The organism is Mesocricetibacter intestinalis (assembly GCF_004363295.1).
GTDB lineage: Bacteria > Pseudomonadota > Gammaproteobacteria > Enterobacterales > Pasteurellaceae > Mesocricetibacter > Mesocricetibacter intestinalis.
On sequence record NZ_SNYQ01000001.1, the window covers coordinates 75,759 to 96,553 of the forward strand.

Below are 20,795 nucleotides of genomic sequence, written 5' to 3' on the forward strand. Positions count from 1 at the left end.
ATTGCCGCTATTAACGGAAACAGGTGTAAAGCCGCCTGTTTCCGTTATTTTTTCCGGGCGCTATGCCCCGGTTTCCCTTTGTGCGGCGGCTCTATGTTTTAAATAATGCGCGAGAACTGCTGCCGTTTTGCCAGCTGGCGGGAATAGGTGTCAAAGCACATACAAATATTGCGGATCAGCAAGCGCCCTTTGGCGGAAACATAAATTCCCTCTTGGGTTATTTCAACCAAACCGTCTTTTGCCAAGGGGGCAAGCAGGCTGAGATCTTCGGCGAAATGCCGGTTAAAATCAATGGAATACATGGCTTCAATCGGTGCATAATCCAACTTGAAATTACAGATAAGTTGTTTGATTACATCACGACGCAGGCAATCTTCCCGGCTTAAGACCAGCCCTTTCTCCAAAGCGATGCCTTTTGTATCTACATCGGCATAATAATATTTCAGTTCTTTTCGGTTCTGGGCGTAGGTATCCCCCAATAAACTGATGGCGGAAACGCCCATGCCGAGTAAATCGCATTCTTCTTGGGTGGTATAACCCTGGAAGTTACGGTGCAATATGCCTTTTTGCTGAGCGATAGCCAGTTCATCGTCGGGTTTGGCAAAATGATCCATGCCGATAAAGCGATAGCCGGCATGACCCAGGGTTTCAATGGTTTTTTGTAAAATCGTCAGCTTAGTGGCCGGCGCCGGCAGCATATTTTCTTTAATTTTCGCCTGACCGGCAAAGCGGCTGGGTAAATGGGCATAGTTAAATACGCTGAGACGATCCGGATTCAGTTCGATGACTTTCTGCAGGGTGAACATAAAACTTTCTACCGTTTGCAGAGGTAAGCCGTAAATTAAATCCAGGTTGGTGGATTGGAAACCGAGTTCGCGGGCGCGCATCAGCAATGCTTTAATAAAGTCTTCGTCCTGTTCGCGGTTAATCGCTTTCTGCACGTTTTTATTGAAATCCTGTACGCCCATACTGATTCGATTGAAGCCGATAGCGCGCAGATGATCCAACATACTAAGCTCGATTTCACGCGGATCCATTTCAATACTGATTTCCGCTTTTGTACTGAGATTGAAATTGCAGCGCAGCATTTCCATTAAGCGGGAGGATTGCGCTTCGGTCAGATAGGTAGGCGTACCGCCGCCCCAGTGGATTTGAGTAACCCGACGTTGCTTAAACAGCGGCGCCCGGTTTTTGATTTCTTCCTCCAGATAATCCAGATAAATATCCGCTTTGTGCTGATGGCGGCTGATGACTTTATTGCAGCCGCAGAAATAACAGAGTTTATGGCAGAAAGGAATATGTACGTACAGGGAAAGCGGACGTTCGGGATAGCGTGCCGCTGCGGCGCGGAAATCCTCATCGCTGTAGTCTTGATTAAATTCCAGTGCGGTCGGGTATGAAGTATAGCGCGGCCCGGACTGATTATATTTTTGAATAAGGGATAAATCCCAGATGATTTCAGACATTGTTAGCTTCCCCACAAATCCTTTTTAATTACCGTTAATATCGGCTAATAACTGATGTAACTCTAATTTGATTTTTTCCGCCAGTTCCGCTTCGCTGCTTATACGCAGATGATCCTGACGCATTCGTTCGCGTTTTTCCAATTTTCGTCTTGCTTCATGGGTGGGCATATCCATTACCCTTTGATAGAGGCTATACATGGCGGGATAGGCGTTCAGTTTTTTAGCGCCCAAGGGATCCAAGAGCATTTTCAGGCGGATAACTCCTTCCGAATAATCACAATGTCCTTTTTGCATCGCCAGGCCAATCAGCCGTACGCTTTCTTTTAGGCGGCGCGAGCGCTGTCGGCGCGCATCCTCAATCTGGCGTTTGCGGTTGTGCAGGCGGCGCAGTAAATACAGGGCGTAGGCGCTCAGAGCAAGAATAACCAGCAGGGCCAAAACCAGTAACGGGAGGGTAAAGTCGGTTAACTGCATGAGGAATTACTTAAAACGGTTAATATCAATGTTTTCGAAGCTACGGTATAAATCCTCTTCGTCTTCATCTTCGTCTTCAATGCCCAATTGTTCCATTAATTGCGCAATGCGCTCCAGACAATCCTCTACGAATTTATGTTCGTCGGCACTCAGGGTTTTACCCGCATCGAGCGCGTCCAAGAGCTGGTTTAAGCATTCGTTGTTCTCTAAGCGTTCCAGTTCTTGTTCCGGAGACAGAACATCTTTCAGCACCTTCTGCGCGACTTTCGCTTCGCGTGGAGGCTTATTAACAAATTCAACGATTAAGGGGACTTTTTTGCGGCTGCCGATACGGGGATCCTTTGTTTCCGTTGGTTGTCCGCCCGCTTGATTATCCGCAGAACTGTGGCGCGAACCTGCGGCCAGCCCCTTATGCTTTTTCTTTCTTTTTTCTTCGCGGGCTTTAGCATCCAGTTCGTAGCGGGTCGGTCGCCGTCCGGAACCGCGGCTTGTCCCTTCGGATTTTTTATCCGACTTACGGGCCGGCATAATATCCGTAATACGACGTGTTTTTTTCTGACGCGACATAGTTTTCCTTATTCTTTATTTATCGGTGGCAGATTGTATCACTTCGGCGCCCTTTTCTCACTACCTCTTTGCGGGTTGGCGCAAGGTTAAAAATCCGCCTGACATTCGAAACGAATTACCTCACCGCTGATAGGATGAGTGATTTGCAGGCTTTGTGCATGCAGGTACAGGCGCGGCGCCATGGCTTTGGCCTGCGGGTGAGCATAGAATTTATCACCCAGAATCGGGTGTCCCAGGGCCAGCATATGCAAACGCAACTGGTGAGAACGCCCGGTAATCGGGGTCAGCTTCACTCGGGCGCTGTTATTCGGCAGCCATTCTAAAACCTGGTAGTCCGTAACCGCACTTTTACCGCGTTCAAAACAAATTTTCTGGCGCGGGCGGTTTTCCCAGTCGCAGATCAGCGGCAAGCTTACCCGTCCTTGCGCATGAGCGGGGTGTCCCCATACCAGGGCTTGGTAATGTTTGCGGGTTTCACGTTCGCGGAACTGTCGTTTCAGTTCGCTGTCCGCCGCTTTACTCAGAGCGAACAGCAGGACGCCGCTGGTAGCCATATCCAATCTGTGGGCGGGTTCGCAGAAACCGTATTTATCCTTAATACGCGACATTACGCTGTCATAATACTGCGGGCGGTTACCGGGTACGGAAAGCAAACCGCTAGGTTTATTTACCGCCATAATATGGTTATCGTGGTAAAGAATATCCAGCCAAGGCTGCACGGGGGGATTGTATTCGATTAAAGCCATAGTTTGATGATCTGTTGTCAGGGTTAAACTGCGCCTCGGCAGAAACGGGCGATAAGTGCGCGCAGCAGTTCTCTTGTGGGTTTAACAAATTCCGCCGCCAGGTATTCGTCCGGTTGGTGAGCCTGTTCGATATTGCCCGGGCCTAACACCAGCGTCGGGCAGAGTTGTTGAATAAAGGGCGCTTCGGTGCAGTAATTGACGCCGGCGCATTTTTCTCCCAACAATGCTTCCACCGCCTGCACCACCTGTGCGGAATGTTCGCATTCATAACCGGGAATGGGTTCGTGCAAGTTATGAATACTAATGCGATCTCCCCAGCGTTCGAACAACGGCGCCAGTTTTTGGCGCAGCATTTCGTCCAAATCCTGCAGGCTCATGGCCGGCAGCGGGCGGATGTCAAAGTGCAGTTCACAGCAGGCACAGATACGGTTGACCGCATCTCCGCCCCGAATGGCGCCGAAATTCATGGTCGGATAGGGAATGGCGAAGCCGGGATGATGATATTTATTTCTTAGTTCGTCGCGTAAGCGGAATAAATAGCCGCTGGCCTGGTGCATTAATTCAATGGCGTTTATGCCTTGTTCGGGATCACTGGAATGACCGGATTTACCGATAATACGCAAACCTTTTCCAATATGCCCTTTATGCGCATAGACCGGTCGCAGGGAGGTCGGCTCGCCGATAATGGCGCAGTCGGGACGGATATGGGCGTGGCGGATAAAGGTGCGGGCGCCCAGCATGGTGGTTTCTTCGTCGGCGGTGGCAAGAATTCTCAGCGGTTTTTGCAGCCGCTGCAATTCTATATTTTGCAGTGCGTCCAGCACGAAAGCGAAAAAACCTTTCATATCGGCGCTGCCCAGGCCGTAAAATTTTCCCTCTTTTTCCGTTAAGCGGAAGGGATCGACATTCCAGCGCCCTTCGTCAAAGGGGACGGTATCCGTATGTCCTGCCAGCAGCAACCCGCCCTCGCCGCTTCCGTAGGTCGCCAGCAGATTGAATTTTTGTCGGCTGCCGGCCACGGGCAGAATATCGGTGTCGAATCCCAGATCTTCCAGCCAACCGGCCAGCAGTTCGACCAAACTGCGGTTGGATTGATCGAATTTTTCTTCAATATGACTGATTGTGGGTAAAGCAATCAGACGGGAATACATTTCCAGGAAAGCGGGAAGTTTTTTCATCGAATGTACCTGTGGTTTATCATTGAGGTTAAGCGCTTGTTCCCGGCGCGGGCAAGCGGTAGAGAAACAAACTCTAGGATGTTACCACTGCAAGACCTAACAGAAAAGACTAAAGCGCTTTGCTTGAGGTATTTTAATCTCACCCGCTTTATTTAGGATTGGATAGCGGCTTATATATTTTTTTTCCTTAATATTGCTTTTTAAATATTTATGCAGAATAATAGCATAATTACGCATTTGTACGGGGTGTAAAGAAATGAAGAAAGCCATTGTTATCGGTGCAAGCGGTTATACCGGCGCGGAATTGGTGCGGATTCTGGTTCGGCATCCGCATTTTGATTTATCGGGACTTTATGTTTCGGGCAACAGCCTAGATGCCGGTAAGCCGATTTCGGCACTGTATCCGCAGCTCGGGCAGATCTGCGATTTAAGTTTGCAGCCGTTGCCGGAAAAAAATAGCGAAGCAATGAGCGCACTTGCCCGCAGCGCCGATCTTGTGTTTCTGGCAACCGCACATGAAGTGAGCCATGAACTGGCGCCGCTGTTTTTGCAGCAAGGTTGTAAGGTGTTTGATTTATCCGGTGCTTACCGGGTTAATCGCGCCGATTTTTATCCGCGTTTTTACGGCTTTGAACATCGCTATCCGGAATTACTGCAGCAGGCGGTATACGGTTTGGCGGAATGGAATGCGGAACAGATTCGGCATGGGGATTTAGTTGCGGTGGCGGGTTGCTATCCTACGGTATCGCAGCTCTGTTTGAAACCTTTAATCGAAAAGGGACTGCTCGATCTCAGTTTGCCGCCGATTATCAATGCGGTTAGCGGGGTCAGCGGCGCAGGGCGTAAAGCCTCGCTTACCTCCGCATTCTGTGAAGTGAGTCTAAACGCCTATGGGGTGTTTAATCACCGCCATCAGCCGGAAATTGCCACCCATTTAGGCACGGAGGTGATTTTTACTCCGCATTTGGGGAATTTTAAGCGGGGGATTTTAGCCACCATTACGGCGAAATTACAGAAGGGCGTCGATGATGAGAAAATTCGCTCTGCTTATGCCGGTTATTATCATGATAAACCGCTAATCCGTCTTTATACGCAGGGATTACCAAGTATTAAGGGGGTGGAATTTTTGCCTTATTGCGATATCGGGTTTGCCTGTAAGGAGGGTTATATTATTATAATCGGCGCCGAGGATAATTTATTAAAAGGTGCGGCGGCACAGGCCGTACAATGTGCGAATATTCGCTACGGACTGGCGGAAACTTTAGGATTATGCTGAGATGAACCCATTAGTACTGAAATTGGGCGGCGTGCTGCTGGATACGCCGGCCGCTATGGAAAATTTATTTACCGCACTGGCGGATTACCAGCGTAACTTCGCCCGTCCTCTAGTGATTGTACACGGCGGCGGTTGTGTTGTGGACGATTTAATGCGGCGCCTGGATTTACCGGTTCGTAAAAAAAACGGACTACGGGTAACGCCCGAGGATCAAATCGATATTATTGTTGCCGCATTGGCCGGTATCGCCAATAAAACCCTGGTGTCGCAGGCGGTTAAATTTAACCTTAACCCGGTGGGGCTTTGTCTGGCGGACGGTAATCTGACCAAAGCGGCTCAGTTTGATCCCGAGTTGGGACATGTGGCTACGGTGGTAGCAAGAAGCCCGGCATTACTGGATAATTTACTCGGCGAGGCGTTTTTACCTATTATCAGTTCTATTGCGGCGGATGAGAGCGGGCGCCTGATGAATGTGAATGCGGATCAGGCGGCAACGGCCATCGCTTCCCTGATTAATGGGGATTTGGTGATGCTATCCGATGTGGACGGCGTACTGGACGAGAACAAGCAGCTGTTGTCAAAACTGAACGGAGCGCAGATCAAAGGGCTGATTAATGATAAGGTCATTACCGACGGAATGATCGTTAAGGTCAATGCGGCATTGGATGCAGCAAAAATTTTGAACCGCGGAGTGGATATTGCTAATTGGAAATATCCGCAGAAACTTACCGCACTTTTAGCCGGTGAGATTATAGGTACCCGGATTTATCCGTAATTATTAAGGCGGGAAAAATCCCGCTTCTCACAACGGCGGCAGCGCCGTTTCAGCGTTATATCAATTATATTTTGCCGATGTTGCGGCGGACTATTAAGAAAGGAAAAAATATATGGCACTTTGGGGTGGTCGTTTTACACAGGCGGCGGATCAGCGTTTTAAAGATTTTAACGATTCTCTGCGTTTCGATTATCGTTTGGCGGAACAGGATATTGAAGGTTCTATCGGTTGGTCGAAAGCGCTGGTGAAAGTGGGTGTATTAAGCCCGCAGGAACAGCAGCAGTTGGAACAGGCGTTGGAACTGTTATTAATTGAAGTTCGTTCCAATCCGCAGGCGATTTTACAAGATGATGCGGAAGATATTCACAGCTGGGTGGAAAGTAAGCTTATCGATAAAGTGGGGAATCTGGGCAAAAAACTGCATACCGGGCGCAGTCGTAATGATCAGGTGGCGGTAGATATTAAAATGTGGTGTAAACAGCAGGTTACCGAATTGCAATACTGCATTCGTCAGTTGCAGGCCAAACTGGTGAAAACCGCAGAGAATAATCAACATGCGGTGATGCCGGGTTATACCCATTTACAGCGGGCGCAGCCTATTAGTTTCGCCCATTGGTGTATGGCTTATGTGGAAATGTTGGAACGGGATTATTCCCGTTTGAGCGACGCCTATCAGCGTATGAACAGCTGCCCGCTGGGTAGCGGCGCCTTGGCCGGTACCGCCTATGCCATAGATCGCGAACAGCTGGCGCAGGATTTAGGCTTTGCCCGGGCTACCCGTAACAGTCTGGACAGCGTATCCGATCGCGATCATATTGTGGAGCTGCTTTCCGCCGCTTCTTTAAGTATGGTTCATTTATCCCGCTTTGCCGAGGATATGATTATTTTTAACAGCGGAGAAGCGGATTTTGTCGAGCTTTCCGATCTCGTAACTTCCGGCTCCTCGCTGATGCCGCAGAAAAAAAATCCCGATGCCTGCGAATTGATCCGTGGTAAAACCGGTCGGGTAATAGGTGCGCTGAATGCGATGATGATCACGCTGAAAGGACTTCCGCTGGCATATAACAAGGATATGCAGGAGGATAAGGAAGGGATTTTCGATGCGTTGGATACTTGGCATGACTGCCTGACCATGGCGGCCTTTGTATTGGAAGATATCCGCGTAAATGTGGAACGCACCCGCGAAGCGGCCCTGAAGGGTTATTCCAATGCGACGGAACTGGCGGATTATTTGGTGGCGAAAGGTGTTCCTTTCCGGGATTCTCATCATATTGTGGGCGAAACCGTGGTTTATGCCATTAAGGTGCATAAGGGGCTGGAAGATCTGAGCTTGGCGGAGTTCCGTCAGTTCAGCGATGTGGTGGCGGAAGACGTGTATGATATTCTACTGCTGCAATCCTGTTTGGATAAACGCTGTGCTAAGGGCGGGGTTTCGCCGTTGCGGGTGGCGGAGGCCATCTCCGAAGCGAAGCAACGTATCGGTTTGAAATAAAGATAAAAGTTGCCGAAATTAATCTGCCCCCTAAAGATTGAACAATAACCGATTAGGGGGCAGATTTTTTATATTAAAGTGCGGTGGATTTTCAATGGTTTTTTTAAACCTATTTTAACCATTGAATCACTAATTTATCGTTAATTTCTTCATGGGACCACATACTGCCCAAATCGGGTTGCGGATATTTACTGTGGTTATAGCCGATTAAACGGGTGAAATCGAAGACCCCGTGCGGATAACCGTTAATCAGCAAATAAGCGCTGTCGCCGCTTTCATTCCAGCAGATTTGTATTTTGCGCGCTTCCTGTAAATTTTCAATATCGCTGACCGAGTATAGGTACAGGCTGTCCGCCACGGGGTTTGCTTTATCACGGAGGTCCATGGCATAGAAATAACCGGTTTCGCCGTCGTCCTCAAAGATGACAACAAAGTCATCATTGGCGGTGGAATGGGCGCCGACACGTTTGGCTTGACCTATAAGATGTTTATCTTCTAATACTAAATGTAGCATAACTTCCTCATTCGGAGATTAATCGAACTCTGTTGTCCAGTGCGGAGAACGGTGGGCTTCGAAGCATAACCGTACCTGCTGTTCGGTGTTTTTTTCCCGCGCCATCGGCGGCAGTTCGTCTAAAGCGAAATAAGCGCTGGCGAGGGTTTCGTTGTTCGGGCGGAATTCGCCGCCGATTAAATCGCACATAACAAAAACTTTCAGCACATGATGGACAAAGGGCGGAAAATTGCGCTTACGCTGATCATGGATTGCGATAATATAGCGCGGTATTACCTCCAGCCCGGCTTCTTCTCTGGTTTCTTTAACCGTATTGCCGGCAATGGTCTCCTGTACGTCGACCCAGCCGCCGGGTAAGGACCAGAGTCCGTCGTTTTCCTGTACCAGCAGAATTTTGTCCTGTTTGAAAATCGCCGCCCGGCTGTCCAGTTTCGGCGTTTGATACCCCTGTTCGTTACAGAACAGCGCTTTGACTTTCTCTACGGGAATATCGCTTTTATAGCTCAGCATTTCCGCGCTAATCTCGCGTAAACGCGTATAACGCTCAATATCGTAAATATCACGAGCGTAGGCAAGGCCGTTTTGCGCGATGCTTTGTATTTCCAAAGCCCAACCCAACCAGGGTTCGTTTAGCAGTTTATCCTGTTGCATACCTTCTCCATAATAAAACACCGCACAAAAAGTGCGGTGTAAATTTCATCGGTTTTTCAGCACGCTGATTATGCCTGGCCTTTAACCGCTTTTAATCCTAAGAACGGCGCTTTGTCGCCTAAGGCTTCTTCAATACGGATTAACTGGTTGTATTTCGCAATACGGTCGGAACGGCTCATTGAACCGGTTTTAATCTGACCTGCAGCGGTACCTACCGCTAAATCCGCAATAGTAGCGTCTTCGGTTTCACCGGAACGGTGAGAAATCACCGCGGTATAACCTGCGTCTTTAGCCATTTTGATCGCAGCCAGGGTTTCGGTTAGAGAACCGATCTGGTTGAATTTGATCAAAATAGAGTTAGCGATGCCTTTTTCGATCCCTTCTTTCAGGATTTTGGTATTGGTTACGAATAAGTCATCACCCACCAATTGGATTTTATCGCCCAATACTTTAGTTTGATAAGCGAAACCTTCCCAGTCGGATTCGTCCTGACCGTCTTCAATAGAAACGATCGGATATTGTTTGGTTAATTCTTCCAGATAATGTGTGAATTCCTGAGAAGTGAAGGAACGACCTTCGCCTTTCAGTTCGTATTTACCGCTTTCTTTGTTGTAGAACTCGGAAGAAGCGCAGTCCATCGCCAGAGTAACGTCTTTACCCAGTTCATAGCCGGCTTTTTCCACCGCTTCTTTAATACATGCCAAGGCTTCCGCATTGGAGGCCAGGTTAGGCGCAAAGCCACCTTCGTCGCCGACAGCGGTATTCAGACCTTTAGCTTTTAATACTTTGGCCAGATTATGGAACACTTCCGCACCGATACGTAAGGCTTCGCGTAATGTTTTTGCACCTACCGGCTGGATCATAAATTCCTGAATATCAACGTTGTTATCTGCGTGTTCGCCGCCGTTGATAATATTCATCATTGGTAACGGCATAGAGTAAACGCCCGGTGTGCCGTTAAGTTCGGCAATGTACGCATAAAGCGGTAAACCTTTAGAAGCGGCCGCCGCTTTGGCGTTGGCTAAAGATACCGCCAAAATCGCATTTGCACCGAATTTGGATTTGTTTTCGGTACCGTCCAGATCGATCATAATCTGGTCGATTTCAGCCTGGTTGGAAGCTTCTTTACCGACCAGGGCTTTGGCAATTTCATTGTTAACCGCCGCTACGGCTTTTAATACGCCTTTACCTAAGAAGCGTGATTTATCGCCATCGCGTAATTCCAATGCTTCGCGTGAACCGGTGGATGCGCCGGAAGGAGCAGCTGCAAGGCCTACAAAGCCGCCTTCCAGATGTACTTCGGCTTCCACAGTAGGATTACCGCGGGAGTCAATAATTTCACGACCGATGACTTTAACGATTTTTGCCATTTTTGTTTTCCTCTGCTGAGTTTAAATGAAATAAAAAACGATCCGTATATTAAAGGGATTTTCCGTTTTTGTCTTGTAAAAAATCAATTTTCGTTGATTTGAATCCGGTTTTACAGCGGGGTGAAGGAATATTGCGGCGGATTTCGCAGGTTGCAGGTTTTCCGGTGGGAAAATATTTTCGAGCCTTTGCTCTTTTGTCATTAAACCGTCATAAATATGGGGTAGGCTATAGCTGAATTTCTGCCGAAGGAGTACATTTATGTCGCTTTATCGTTATTGTTTGTATAGTTTGATCGCCCTATTCGCTTTCCCTTTATCGGTTTTGGCGGAGCGGGCCCCGGGGCCGAAAATCATCGCCCATCGAGCGGGAACCGACGACGCCCCGGAAAATACCCTGTTTGCCATTGAGGAATCCCTGCGTAATAAGGCGGATGCGATTTGGATTACGATTCAGCTTTCTAAAGATAATGTTCCGGTATTGTACCGACCGCGGGATCTGAGCGCCAATACCAATCTGAAGGGAGCGGTTTCCTCCTTTAGTGCGGAGGAATTGGCACAGGCCGATGCCGGTTATAATTTTCAGCCGAAAAAGAATTTTCCCTACCGACATAAAAATATCACCGTTCCGACCTTGGAGCAGGTGCTGACTCGTTATCCCCATACTTTTTTTTATCTGGATATAAAATCGCCCGATGCGGATCCCGCACAGATGACGAAAGCCTTAATGCAGGTGCTGAAAAAACATCATGCGCTGGAGCGCATTCGGGTTTATTCCACCGAAAGCAAATTTTTGCAGGCATTGCCGCCAGAGGTGCCGAAATTCGTCAGCCGGGATAGTACGCGCCAATATTTGGTAGAAACCCTGCTGAATGGTAATAGTTGCCCGCCTTCCTTAGCGGAGTCGGGCTGGCACGGTTTTGAACTGTATCGCAAGGTGAAAGTGGTGGAGCGCTTTACCCTCGGCGAGGGAGTAAGCGAAGCGACGTTGGCCTGGTCGCCCCAGGATATGCAATGCTTTAAGCAAAGTGCGCAGCATATTATTTTATTCGGTATTAACGGGCCGGAAGAAATGGATATGGCGCGTCGCCTGGGTGCAGATGGGGTAATGGTTAATTCGCCGAAGCTGTTTAAGTCGCCGGCGCAGGATTGATTAGAGGCTCGGGCGCCGCTGCTTGCGCCGGAATAAAAGGCTACCGCTTCATAATATAGCGGCAGCCCTTGTGCTTGAGAAAAGAGCGGTTATTTTTTCTGATTATCTTTCGCCGCTTTTATAAAGCCGGAGAACAGCGGATGGCCATCACGCGGGGTGGACGTAAATTCCGGGTGGAACTGGCAGGCGACAAACCAAGGGTGGTTAGGTACCTCGATAATCTCTACCAGTTTGCGGTCGGCAGACAGCCCGGTTACTTTTAAGCCCGCTTTTTCGATTTGCGGCAGCAGGTTGTTATTCACTTCATAGCGATGGCGGTGGCGTTCTTCAATGGTTTCTTTGCCGTACAGTTTACGCACCAGACTGTTTTCGGCCAGATGACATTGTTGGGCACCCAGACGCATGGTACCGCCCAGATCGGATTTTTCCGAACGGGTTTCGATATTCCCTTCCGCGTCCTGCCATTCCGTAATCAAACCTATAACCGGTTGTTCGGCATTTTTATCAAACTCGGAAGAGTTGGCCTGTTTTAAGCCGGCCACATGACGGGCGTATTCAATCAGCGCCACCTGCATACCCAAACAGATACCCAGATAAGGAATATTATTTTCACGCGCATATTGTGCGGTCATAATTTTTCCTTCCACACCGCGGTAGCCGAAGCCGCCCGGCACTAAAATACCGTCCAGCCCTTTGAGTAAATCGGTACCTTTGGTTTCTACGTCCTGCGAATCGATATATTTGATCGTTACGCTCAGGCGGTTTTTCAGCCCGCCGTGTTTCAGGGCTTCGTTCACGGATTTATAAGCGTCCGGCAGTTCTGTATATTTACCTACCATACCTATGGTAACCTCGCCGGTAGGGTTGGCTTCCTGATACAGCACCTGTTCCCATTCGGACAGATCCGCCTCTTTACATTGCAGGCGGAAGCGTTGGCAGATAAAGTCGTCCAGTCCCTGAGATTTTAGTAAGGCAGGTATCTGATAAATAGAGGATACGTCTTTCAGCGAAATTACCGCTTTTTCCGGTACATTACAGAATAGCGCGATTTTAGCCCGTTCATTGGCAGGGATCATACGATCGGAACGGCAAATCAATACATCCGGCTGAATACCGATGGAAAGCAATTCTTTCACCGAATGTTGGGTCGGCTTGGTTTTCACTTCACCGGCGGTGGCGATATAAGGAACCAGGGTCAGATGCATAAAGATGGTGCGCTCGCGTCCCACCTGCACCGCAAGTTGGCGTAATGCTTCCAAGAAGGGGAGAGATTCGATATCGCCCACGGTTCCGCCCACTTCGATAATTGCCACGTCGTGGCCGGCGGCACCGTCGATTACCCGGGCTTTGATTTCATTGGTAATATGCGGAATCACCTGAATGGTGGCGCCTAAATAATCGCCGCGGCGTTCTTTACGCAGCACCTCCGAATAAATTTTACCTGTGGTAAAGTTGTTACGTTTGGTCATTTTGGTACGGATAAAGCGCTCGTAATGACCGAGATCCAGATCGGTTTCCGCCCCGTCCTGAGTAACAAAAACCTCGCCGTGCTGCGTCGGGCTCATGGTACCCGGATCAACGTTAATATAAGGGTCCAGCTTCATAATGGTTACGTTTAAACCGCGCGCTTCCAAAATCGCCGCTAATGATGCGGCCGCAATGCCTTTACCCAGTGAAGAAACCACACCGCCCGTTACGAAAATATAGTTGGTAGCCATAGTGAAACCTAAATGTTGGAAAGAAATAATTACAAAATACAAATTAACGATAGCTAATCGGTGGCGGTTTGCGCGAAAACGCAAAGCCGAAAAATACAATAAAAATCGGGATTTCCAATGATTTTACAGGTAATTGATTTACAGCCGATTAGCTACTCAAGACGGGAGGATAGTATATAGTAAAACGCCGAGCGACTCAATCGCCGAATGCAGGGAAAGAGAAACTAGGTATGGCGGGGATTGTTCGGGTTTGCCCCGAAAGTGCGGTCGAAAAATACAAAGTTTTCGGCACGAAAGAGCGAGAGGATTATGCGGCAAAGATCCGAATATGGGCTGGGTTTGCCCTCGGCATAATAAGGGGAAATCAGAGGGCGGTGGATATTTCCCATATCGCCGCTGAAATTGAAACCGCAGTTAAAGCAGGTAATCTCTTTGTTAACCAAAGCTTTCCGCACCTATTTTGCGAGGGTGCGGACTTGGTTATAAATCATAAGGCAGCGGATAAAGTTCGAGCGCCGTTTGTTGCTCCGGCAGACGAAATTGCGGGGTTTCTCCTTCCCAACGGTTTAATACCGCCTGTAGCCATAAGGTGTCGCCTTGGCAGATTGCGCTTAATACGCTCCCTGTTTTACGCCAGCCGTTTTCCAGCGCAATTTCCAGCTCCGAGCCCGGCGACGGGCATTGTCCGCCGCTGGAGGTAAAGGTAAACATCGCCCGCTTGTTGGCGCCGCGGAACTGGGCGCGAGCCACGGTTTCCTGCCCGATATAGCAGCCCTTGCGGAATGAAATCGCCTGTTCCAGCGCTTGTAGGTTTAAGGCCTGCGGAATAAATTGGTTTTGTAGCTCCGCCGACAACAGCGGGTAGCCCTGTTGTATCTCCCAGCAGTCCCATTCGTCGCTGCGGTTCTGTGCGGCGGCTTGTTGCGGGTTGAGCAATAGGCTGTATGCGCCCAGATTAATATAAAATTCGGCGTTAATTTCAGTGCATTTTGCCGTAGGAGCAGCGGCGATTTCCGTTTCCAGCGGGCGAATTTCCACTTTTGAGAAAATCGCATATTTCTTTAGCTGAGCTAATGCGTGCGGGGCGGAATCCGCACGTACCAAGGCATAAAAACATTGTTCCCGAGCGTGATAAAGGCGCAGCAGTGCGCCGACTTTGCCCTTAGGATCACAGTGGGCGCACAGGGTCGAACTGCCGACGGGGAGCTGGTTCAAATCGCAGGTGAGTTGTCCCTGCAGATAGGTTTGTGCCTCCGGGCCGCAAATTTCAAGCAAGCGGTATTGGGGAAGGGCGATTAATTCGTTCATAACTGTTATTCCAGATTTTGGATTTGTTCACGCATTTGTTCGATGAACACTTTAAGTTCCACGGCGGAAGCGGTAATTTCCGCATTAATGGATTTTGACGCCAAGGTATTGGATTCGCGATTGAGTTCCTGCATCATAAAATCCAGTTTGCGTCCCACTGCGCCGCCTTTGTGCAGAATGGCGGCGGTTTCTTTTACGTGCAGTTGCAGGCGATCCAGTTCTTCCGCCACATCGATACGCTGAGCCAGCAACACCATTTCTTGTTCCAGCCGTTGCGGATCCGCCTGTAGCTGCACTTCCTCGAAGCGTTGCAGCATACGTTCGCGCTGCCATTGTAAAATCTCCGGCATTTTCGACCGCACTTTATCGGCTTCGATGCTTATTGCGTCCAGACGTTGCTGAATCAGCTCGCGCAGTTTTTCCCCTTCGCGCGCGCGCATGGCGATAAATTCCGCCAGTAACGCGTCGAAAGCCGCCAGCAAATCCCGGCTGATGGCGTCCGCATCCTGTTCGGGCGCTTCTACTACACCCGGGTAGCGCAGCACATCAATAGGATTGATTTCACCCTCGCCGCTTTGCGCTTTAATCCATTGCAGAGAGTGAATGACACGGAGGGCGAAGGGCTGATTCAGGTGCAGTTCGGTATTTGCGCCCTGTTTATATTCAATGCGCAGGCTGCATTCGATTTTTCCGCGGGTCAGATTGCGGCGCAGTTTTTCGCGTAGAAGATTTTCCAACGCCCGGAACTGTTCCGGCAGGCGAAAGCTGTTTTCCAGATAACGCTGATTCACGGAGCGTATTTCCCATACGGCATCGCCCCATTCTTTTTTTATTTCATGGCGTGCAAACGCCGTCATACTGTAAATCATAATAAATGCTCTCTGTTTCTGCCGGCTCTGCTTTTGCGCTTAACCCGGGGGAATCCTGCCGGCGCGATAAAATTATCCGTCATTGTACTCATAAATGCCCCCCTGTGCTAGAATAGCGCCGATTTAAATTACTCAGATAAGCAGATAAGGAAAAACTATGCGACCGAATCAACGTGCCGATAATCAGCCCCGTCCGATAAAAATTACCCGCCGCTATACTAAGCATGCGGAGGGTTCGGTACTGGTGGAGTTCGGTGATACCAAAGTCATCTGTACCGCCAGCGTGGAAGAAAGCGTACCCCGTTTCTTGAAAGGACAGGGACAGGGTTGGGTAACGGCGGAATACGGTATGTTGCCGCGTTCGACTCATAGCCGTATGGCGCGTGAAGCGGCTAAGGGAAAACAGGGCGGTCGTACGATGGAAATTCAGCGTTTGATCGCTCGTTCTTTAAGGGCCATGGTGGATTTGAAAGCCCTGGGCGAACGTTCGATCACCCTGGATTGTGATGTGATTCAGGCCGACGGCGGTACCCGCACCGCTTCCATTACCGGTGCCTGCGTGGCGCTGATCGATGCGATTAACGCACTGCGGGCGGCGGGAACCCTGAAAACCGATCCGATTAAAGGTCTGGTGGCCGCCGTATCCGTGGGCATTGTTGACGGAACGGCCGTGTGCGATCTGGAATACAGTGAAGATTCCGCCGCCGAAACCGATATGAATGTGGTAATGATGGATGACGGTCGTATGATTGAAGTGCAGGGGACGGCAGAGGGCGAACCTTTCAGTCATGAGGAATTAATGAAACTGCTGGATTTGGCCAAACAGGGCTGTCATCTTATTTTTGAAGCTCAGCGCCAAGCATTGGCATAAACCAGCGGAGAGAAATATGCAGGCCTATAAATCGGAATTTATTCAATTTGCCCTCAGCCGCAATGTACTGCGTTTCGGGCGTTTTCAATTGAAGTCGGGGCGTATCAGTCCTTATTTTTTCAATGCAGGATTGTTTAACCGAGGGGCGGATTTGGCCCGTTTAGGTGAGTTTTATGCCGCCGCACTCCAGCAAAGTGCGGTGGATTTTGATGTGATTTTCGGCCCCGCCTATAAGGGGATTCCCATCGGTACCGCCTTGTCTGTCGCTCTGTTTAACCGTTTCGGCGTGGATAAACCGGTTTGCTTTAATCGCAAAGAGGCGAAGGATCACGGTGAAGGCGGCAACTTAATAGGTAGCCCGTTGCAAGGAAAGGTATTGCTGGTGGACGATGTGATTACCGCCGGTACCGCTATCCGCGAAGCCATGGATATTATCGCCGCTAATCAGGCGCAGTTAAGCGCAGTGCTGATTGCGCTAAATCGTAAAGAAAAAGGGCGGGGCGAGCTCTCGGCGATTCAGGAGGTGGAACGGGATTATCGCTGTGAGGTGTTATCCATTATTGATTTGGACGATTTAATGAGTTTTATTGCCGAGGATAAAGGCTATGCCGACTATTTGCCCGCAATGCGTGCCTATCGCGAAAATTACGGGGTGGAATAAGGGAGCATCAGGGAACAAAGGGCGAATTTTCGCCCTTTGTGCATTTTAAGCCTGCATTATTAGCGCATTATTAACATCGCGAGGCGCATTATGTCTTTAGAACAGCATCTGTTGCGTAAATCATCTCCGGACTTTGCCCGCCTGATTGCCTACGGCTTTGAGCGGAATGGGCAGGATTATGGCTACTCCGCCCCCATTTTGGCGGGAGATTTCCGAGCCGAAATAAGCATTTCCGCCGAGGGCAAGCTCAGCGGGCGGGTATTCGAGCTCAGTAGCGGAACGGAGTACGATAATATCCATATCCCTAGGCAACAGGGGGAATTTGTTAATAGGGTACGCACCGCTTATTTGAACTTACTGCAGGATATTGTCGAACATTGTTTTATCCCGCGACCTTTTGTTTCCGAGCAGGCTAACCGATTGGCGCAAATATTATACGAGCGATACGGTGATAAGCCCCATTTCCCCTGGGTGAAATATCCGGATTTCGGTGTGTTTAAGCATCGCAGTAATGATAAATGGTATGCGCTTTGTATGTATATTGAGCGCAACAAGCTGATCCCCAAGGCGGAGGGGAAAACAGATGTGCTGAATCTAAAAGCGGATAGCAAGCAAATCGCCAATTTATGTCGGCAAGATGGTATTTATCCCGCTTACCATATGAATAAACAACATTGGATCAGTCTGATTCTGGACGACACCCTGGACGACCGAAACATATTGGCGTTGATTGCGCAAAGCTATGCGCTGACTGCTTCCGGTGCGGAGAAATCCGTGCGGGAGGGAAGAAAAGAATGGCTGATCCCCGCCAATCCTAAGTATTTCGATATTGAAAAGGCCTTTTGCCAGCACCGCGAGATCCCTTGGAAACAAAGCACCGCCGTGGCCGTTAATGATATTTTGTATATGTATGTGGGCGCCCCGCGTTCGGCAATTATGTATAAATGTCTGGTTACGCAAACGGATCTTCCTTACCACGGACAGCACCGCCATTTAAATATTAAGCGGGTAATGAATATTCGCTTGTTGCAAAGTTATGCCCCCCATTTATTTACCCTTGCCAAGCTGAAAGAATTTCAGGTAAATGCCATACGGGGACCGCGTAATATGCCCTTGTCCCTAAGAGAATATATTGAAAAAACGGCGGGAGGATAATTAACGGAGGTCTGAGATAAACTCAGACCTTATTTTTTCTGCCTATTATTTTGTCCCATAGTTCTTTAAGTGCAGGATTGTGCCATATCCTTTATAAAAAATAAAAACAATTATCATTTGCATTGTAAATTGATTATATTTTAAGATAACGGCTCTTATTTGATTATTTCATTTATAACTAAGGGACTAAATAAAATGCGATTATCTTATCTTCACTGCTTTGTTGCTTGTAGCCTTTCCACCCTCTCAATATCTTTATTTGCCGCTGAAAAAAATACGAAGGATAAAAGCCAGATTGAGGAAATCGTGGTTTATGCCGATCAAACTCAGGGGCTGTCTTCCACCCGGACGATTTCCCGGGAGCAAATTAAAAAGACGCCGAATGGCAACGGTAATATTACCGATTATTTGAAAACCAACCCGCATATTCGCTTTGAACAAAGTGATAAAGACGGAACCCGGAGCGGTGAAATCAAACCCGAGAATATCTCCATTAACGGTGCGGAACCGAATCAAACGGCATTTTTTATCGATAATGTCAATGTTAATAATGATTTAATGGTGGATAGCGAAATTTTTGACGGTGCAATTCAAGTCATTCCGGGATTGGGCCATAGCCAAGCCTATTTCTTTGATGGAAATTTACTATCTTCGGTGGTGGTGCACGATAGTAATATTTCCGCCAGCCTGGGCGGTTTTAGCGGCGGTGCCGTCGTGGCTAAAACGAAACAATATGACGGGAGGAACGGGATTAAACTCAATTATCGTACCTCAGGTTCAAACTGGGCCAAGTTACACGCCGATCAACAATTACAGGACAAATTACAGTCAATTGTTCCCGATCCCTCCTTACAGGCGCCCTATCAGCCGAAATATAGCAAACGGTTTTTCAATATTATGGCGGAAACCGCATTGTCCGAGAATATCGGTATGGTTATAGGCCTTAGCCGTCGCGGTACTAATATTCAGCAAAGTAAGCTGGTGTCTAAAGATGGCAAAAGAGATCATCAGTTCTACCGTTTTCATTCGGATAATGCACTATTAAATTTAAACTGGACGCCGAATGCGGATAACCGTTTTGAACTGGGATTGCGTTATTCCAATTATCGGGAAAGTAAATTTTATCCGAATACCCTGAATAATAATGTGAAAGACTACCATCAGGCTTACGGTGCAACCCTGGCTTGGGTTCATTCTTTCGATTCGGGCGTGTTAACATCGACGCTTGCCTACGATAATTTACAGGATAAACGTGATTCAGAATCCTCTGATGTGGAAGTGATTTCCCTCTTGGATTTCGATTATGAAATCGGCGGTTACGGCGATAGCCGGCTAACCCAGCGCAATCTTTCCTTTTCCACTGAATATGCGTTAAATCCCTTTGATTGGGGCGCAGTTAACCATGCCGTTTCCCTGGGGGGACTATATCAATTTAGCCAATATAAATTTAATCGCGCGCAGGAGGTTACCAGCAAAGTCGGTTCAATTATAGATGGCATTTATATTCCTTTACTGGAGCGCGAATTAATTGCGCGTAAGGGTAGCGCGGATACCAAATACCAAAATGCCGCACTGTATGCGGAGGATTTGATGCAATGGGGTAACTTTGAATTGCGTACCGGTATCCGTGCGGAACGTGATGATTATCTGAAAAATAATAATATCGCTCCGCGTTTAGTGGGGAAATGGAAGCCTTTTAGCCAAACCGGCTTCATTGCGGGATATAACCGTTACTACGGACGTTCGTTTGCTTCGCTGAAGCTGACGGATAAAATCCTGGCGCTCAATGAAAATAAGCTGGCCCGCTATGAAAAATTAAAGCACCTGAAAACGCCCTATGCCGATGAGTTAAGCCTGGGGCTTGAACAAAACTGGGGAAATTTTGCCTTTAACCTTAAATATATTTATCGCCAAAACCGCCAGCGTATCATATTGGCGCGCTATAAAAACGACAATGGAGAGAGTGTTGACGAGTATCGCAACGGTAATCCCTATAATGTGAATGTTTATACCTTCCAGATAAATAATATTGAACCCTGGAAATTAGGAAATACTTACTGGAATACGCGGCTCGCTTTCGACTGGCTGGACACCAAATTAAGCGATATTCATCGTCAGCTCGATCCGAAGGAAATCGTTGTTCTCAACGGTAAACCTATGACCCGAGAAGAAATGCAGCGGCGGGTAAATGCCAATAATGGAGATTGGACTTTGCGCTTTAATCTGGATATGGCATTGCCCGAATACGGCCTAAGTTGGTCGAATAATCTATGGGTAAAAGCGGCGGTTAAAGGCTATGAAGAAATCCGGGATCTGGAATACCGCACCTATGATTACGGCACCCATCCTCAATGGGATATGCGTTTGCGCTGGCAGCCGACAATATATGGGCAGCATAAGCCTTATGTTCAGGTGGATGTGTTAAATGTACTGGATAAAACCCGTAAAATTCTGAAACGCAGCGGCGCGGAGAATTTTGGCGAATATACGCCGGGACGTGAATTCTGGCTGGAAGTCGGATACGAATTTTAATTGCCAATGGCGCCTGTAACCA

General features: G+C 48.5%; 19 protein-coding genes. 8 read left to right on the plus strand and 11 right to left on the minus strand.

Features of this window, described 5'->3' with window-relative positions:
• Nucleotides 1–98 precede the first annotated feature (98 nt).
• From hemN to argE, 5 genes are all read right to left on the minus strand, one after another.
• Nucleotides 99–1,466 carry an oxygen-independent coproporphyrinogen III oxidase gene (gene hemN, locus EDC45_RS00330; RefSeq protein ID WP_133542327.1) on the minus strand — a complete coding sequence of 456 codons (1,368 nt, stop codon included), beginning with the start codon at nucleotides 1,464–1,466 and terminating at the stop codon, nucleotides 99–101.
• A 24-nt stretch (nucleotides 1,467–1,490) separates the two neighbouring features.
• A complete protein-coding gene (locus EDC45_RS00335) occupies nucleotides 1,491–1,940 on the minus strand; it encodes a DUF2489 domain-containing protein (RefSeq protein ID WP_133542329.1) in 450 nt (149 codons plus the stop codon).
• Nucleotides 1,941–1,946: 6 nt separating this feature from the next.
• Entirely contained in the window at nucleotides 1,947–2,507 is a 561-nt protein-coding gene (yihI, locus tag EDC45_RS00340; protein WP_133542331.1) for a Der GTPase-activating protein YihI, read from the minus strand.
• Between the two features lie 86 nt (nucleotides 2,508–2,593).
• Entirely contained in the window at nucleotides 2,594–3,253 is a 660-nt protein-coding gene (rluA, locus tag EDC45_RS00345; RefSeq protein WP_133542333.1) for a bifunctional tRNA pseudouridine(32) synthase/23S rRNA pseudouridine(746) synthase RluA, read from the minus strand.
• Nucleotides 3,254–3,276: 23 nt separating this feature from the next.
• Nucleotides 3,277–4,431: an acetylornithine deacetylase gene (gene argE, locus EDC45_RS00350; RefSeq protein ID WP_133542335.1), complete on the minus strand. Its 1,155-nt coding sequence runs from the start codon at nucleotides 4,429–4,431 to the stop codon at nucleotides 3,277–3,279.
• A 256-nt stretch (nucleotides 4,432–4,687) separates the two neighbouring features.
• Here argE and argC point away from each other — a divergent pair, with 256 nt between their 5' ends.
• From argC to argH, 3 genes are all read left to right on the plus strand, one after another.
• Nucleotides 4,688–5,707, plus strand: coding sequence for an N-acetyl-gamma-glutamyl-phosphate reductase (gene argC, locus EDC45_RS00355; protein ID WP_133542337.1), 1,020 nt, complete (start codon nucleotides 4,688–4,690; stop codon nucleotides 5,705–5,707).
• A 1-nt stretch (nucleotide 5,708) separates the two neighbouring features.
• The gene (argB, locus tag EDC45_RS00360; RefSeq protein ID WP_133542340.1) at nucleotides 5,709–6,482 is read left to right on the plus strand and encodes an acetylglutamate kinase; all 774 of its coding nucleotides are present in this window, start codon (nucleotides 5,709–5,711) and stop codon (nucleotides 6,480–6,482) included.
• 112 nt (nucleotides 6,483–6,594) lie between these two features.
• Entirely contained in the window at nucleotides 6,595–7,974 is a 1,380-nt protein-coding gene (argH, locus tag EDC45_RS00365) for an argininosuccinate lyase (RefSeq protein ID WP_133542342.1), read from the plus strand.
• Nucleotides 7,975–8,083: 109 nt separating this feature from the next.
• On the opposite strand, the gene EDC45_RS00370 is transcribed toward argH, so the two are convergent.
• From EDC45_RS00370 to eno, 3 genes are all read right to left on the minus strand, one after another.
• Entirely contained in the window at nucleotides 8,084–8,488 is a 405-nt protein-coding gene (locus EDC45_RS00370; protein ID WP_133542344.1) for a DUF2251 domain-containing protein, read from the minus strand.
• Nucleotides 8,489–8,506: 18 nt separating this feature from the next.
• Nucleotides 8,507–9,139 carry an NUDIX hydrolase N-terminal domain-containing protein gene (locus EDC45_RS00375; RefSeq protein ID WP_133542346.1) on the minus strand — a complete coding sequence of 211 codons (633 nt, stop codon included), beginning with the start codon at nucleotides 9,137–9,139 and terminating at the stop codon, nucleotides 8,507–8,509.
• 68 nt (nucleotides 9,140–9,207) lie between these two features.
• The gene (gene eno / locus EDC45_RS00380) at nucleotides 9,208–10,509 is read right to left on the minus strand and encodes a phosphopyruvate hydratase (protein ID WP_133542348.1); all 1,302 of its coding nucleotides are present in this window, start codon (nucleotides 10,507–10,509) and stop codon (nucleotides 9,208–9,210) included.
• Nucleotides 10,510–10,768: 259 nt separating this feature from the next.
• Between eno and EDC45_RS00385 the strand changes: the two genes are divergently transcribed.
• Entirely contained in the window at nucleotides 10,769–11,659 is an 891-nt protein-coding gene (locus EDC45_RS00385) for a glycerophosphodiester phosphodiesterase family protein (RefSeq protein WP_133542350.1), read from the plus strand.
• Between the two features lie 89 nt (nucleotides 11,660–11,748).
• Here the strand turns inward: EDC45_RS00385 and pyrG are convergent, their stop codons facing one another.
• The 3 genes from pyrG to EDC45_RS00400 form a co-directional block, all read right to left on the minus strand.
• Nucleotides 11,749–13,377 carry a glutamine hydrolyzing CTP synthase gene (gene pyrG, locus EDC45_RS00390; protein ID WP_133542352.1) on the minus strand — a complete coding sequence of 543 codons (1,629 nt, stop codon included), beginning with the start codon at nucleotides 13,375–13,377 and terminating at the stop codon, nucleotides 11,749–11,751.
• Between the two features lie 480 nt (nucleotides 13,378–13,857).
• The gene (gene ygfZ / locus EDC45_RS00395; protein ID WP_133542354.1) at nucleotides 13,858–14,685 is read right to left on the minus strand and encodes a CAF17-like 4Fe-4S cluster assembly/insertion protein YgfZ; all 828 of its coding nucleotides are present in this window, start codon (nucleotides 14,683–14,685) and stop codon (nucleotides 13,858–13,860) included.
• Between the two features lie 5 nt (nucleotides 14,686–14,690).
• Complete coding sequence (locus tag EDC45_RS00400) at nucleotides 14,691–15,554, minus strand: YicC/YloC family endoribonuclease (protein WP_133542356.1); 864 nt, start codon at nucleotides 15,552–15,554, stop codon at nucleotides 14,691–14,693.
• Nucleotides 15,555–15,711: 157 nt separating this feature from the next.
• On the opposite strand from EDC45_RS00400, the gene rph reads away from it, so the two are divergent.
• The 4 genes from rph to EDC45_RS00420 all read left to right on the plus strand — a co-directional run bounded on the left by rph (nucleotide 15,712) and on the right by EDC45_RS00420 (nucleotide 20,773).
• Entirely contained in the window at nucleotides 15,712–16,425 is a 714-nt protein-coding gene (gene rph, locus EDC45_RS00405; RefSeq protein ID WP_133542358.1) for a ribonuclease PH, read from the plus strand.
• 16 nt (nucleotides 16,426–16,441) lie between these two features.
• Nucleotides 16,442–17,086: an orotate phosphoribosyltransferase gene (pyrE, locus tag EDC45_RS00410; protein ID WP_133542361.1), complete on the plus strand. Its 645-nt coding sequence runs from the start codon at nucleotides 16,442–16,444 to the stop codon at nucleotides 17,084–17,086.
• A gap of 90 nt (nucleotides 17,087–17,176) precedes the next feature.
• Nucleotides 17,177–18,241: an MmcQ/YjbR family DNA-binding protein gene (locus EDC45_RS00415; protein WP_133542363.1), complete on the plus strand. Its 1,065-nt coding sequence runs from the start codon at nucleotides 17,177–17,179 to the stop codon at nucleotides 18,239–18,241.
• 195 nt (nucleotides 18,242–18,436) lie between these two features.
• Nucleotides 18,437–20,773, plus strand: coding sequence for a TonB-dependent receptor plug domain-containing protein (locus EDC45_RS00420; protein ID WP_243728749.1), 2,337 nt, complete (start codon nucleotides 18,437–18,439; stop codon nucleotides 20,771–20,773).
• Nucleotides 20,774–20,795: the final 22 nt, after the last annotated feature.

Excerpts from the sequence above, each read along its gene's own strand:
- EDC45_RS00370 (WP_133542344.1), bottom strand. The coding sequence starts at position 8,488 with ATGCTACATTTAGTATTAGAAGATAAACATCTTATAGGTCAAGCCAAA.
- pyrE (WP_133542361.1), top strand. The coding sequence starts at position 16,442 with ATGCAGGCCTATAAATCGGAATTTATTCAATTTGCCCTCAGCCGCAAT.
- yihI (WP_133542331.1), bottom strand. The coding sequence starts at position 2,507 with ATGTCGCGTCAGAAAAAAACACGTCGTATTACGGATATTATGCCGGCC.
- rluA (WP_133542333.1), bottom strand. The coding sequence starts at position 3,253 with ATGGCTTTAATCGAATACAATCCCCCCGTGCAGCCTTGGCTGGATATT.
- EDC45_RS00420 (WP_243728749.1), top strand. The coding sequence starts at position 18,437 with ATGCGATTATCTTATCTTCACTGCTTTGTTGCTTGTAGCCTTTCCACC.
- EDC45_RS00415 (WP_133542363.1), top strand. The coding sequence starts at position 17,177 with ATGTCTTTAGAACAGCATCTGTTGCGTAAATCATCTCCGGACTTTGCC.
- ygfZ (WP_133542354.1), bottom strand. The coding sequence starts at position 14,685 with ATGAACGAATTAATCGCCCTTCCCCAATACCGCTTGCTTGAAATTTGC.
- argB (WP_133542340.1), top strand. The coding sequence starts at position 5,709 with ATGAACCCATTAGTACTGAAATTGGGCGGCGTGCTGCTGGATACGCCG.
- EDC45_RS00385 (WP_133542350.1), top strand. The coding sequence starts at position 10,769 with ATGTCGCTTTATCGTTATTGTTTGTATAGTTTGATCGCCCTATTCGCT.
- pyrG (WP_133542352.1), bottom strand. The coding sequence starts at position 13,377 with ATGGCTACCAACTATATTTTCGTAACGGGCGGTGTGGTTTCTTCACTG.
- rph (WP_133542358.1), top strand. The coding sequence starts at position 15,712 with ATGCGACCGAATCAACGTGCCGATAATCAGCCCCGTCCGATAAAAATT.
- EDC45_RS00335 (WP_133542329.1), bottom strand. The coding sequence starts at position 1,940 with ATGCAGTTAACCGACTTTACCCTCCCGTTACTGGTTTTGGCCCTGCTG.
- argH (WP_133542342.1), top strand. The coding sequence starts at position 6,595 with ATGGCACTTTGGGGTGGTCGTTTTACACAGGCGGCGGATCAGCGTTTT.
- EDC45_RS00375 (WP_133542346.1), bottom strand. The coding sequence starts at position 9,139 with ATGCAACAGGATAAACTGCTAAACGAACCCTGGTTGGGTTGGGCTTTG.
- eno (WP_133542348.1), bottom strand. The coding sequence starts at position 10,509 with ATGGCAAAAATCGTTAAAGTCATCGGTCGTGAAATTATTGACTCCCGC.
- argE (WP_133542335.1), bottom strand. The coding sequence starts at position 4,431 with ATGAAAAAACTTCCCGCTTTCCTGGAAATGTATTCCCGTCTGATTGCT.
- EDC45_RS00400 (WP_133542356.1), bottom strand. The coding sequence starts at position 15,554 with ATGATTTACAGTATGACGGCGTTTGCACGCCATGAAATAAAAAAAGAA.
- hemN (WP_133542327.1), bottom strand. The coding sequence starts at position 1,466 with ATGTCTGAAATCATCTGGGATTTATCCCTTATTCAAAAATATAATCAG.
- argC (WP_133542337.1), top strand. The coding sequence starts at position 4,688 with ATGAAGAAAGCCATTGTTATCGGTGCAAGCGGTTATACCGGCGCGGAA.